General features: G+C 53.9%; 1 protein-coding gene. It reads left to right on the top strand.

From position 1 onward, the window contains the following. On the top strand, window positions 1–575 hold a 575-nt coding region (locus FHD02_RS24000), incomplete at both ends, for a GTP-binding protein (protein WP_255597502.1).

The following is a 575-nucleotide window of genomic DNA, read 5'->3' as shown; positions in this document are numbered from 1 at the left end:
CGTGGTATCACCATCAACACTTCTCACGTTGAATATGACACCCCGACTCGCCACTACGCACACGTAGACTGCCCGGGCCACGCCGACTATGTTAAAAACATGATCACCGGTGCTGCGCAGATGGACGGCGCGATCCTGGTTGTTGCTGCGACTGACGGCCCGATGCCGCAGACTCGTGAGCACATCCTGCTGGGTCGTCAGGTAGGCGTTCCGTACATCATCGTGTTCCTGAACAAATGCGACATGGTTGATGACGAAGAGCTGCTGGAACTGGTAGAAATGGAAGTTCGTGAACTTCTGTCTCAGTACGATTTCCCGGGCGACGACACGCCGATCGTTCGTGGTTCTGCTCTGAAAGCGCTGGAAGGCGAAGCAGAGTGGGAAGCGAAAATCATCGAACTGGCTGGCTTCCTGGATTCTTACATCCCGGAACCAGAGCGTGCGATTGACAAGCCGTTCCTGCTGCCTATCGAAGACGTATTCTCCATCTCCGGTCGTGGTACCGTTGTTACCGGTCGTGTAGAGCGCGGTATCATCAAAGTTGGTGAAGAAGTTGAAATCGTTGGTATCAAAGA

The sequence above is a fragment of the Citrobacter sp. EC_71 genome (assembly GCF_019584005.1).
In the GTDB taxonomy this organism is placed as follows: Bacteria; Pseudomonadota; Gammaproteobacteria; order Enterobacterales; family Enterobacteriaceae; genus Citrobacter; species Citrobacter werkmanii.
This window is presented reverse-complemented; position numbering and strand designations above follow the sequence as displayed.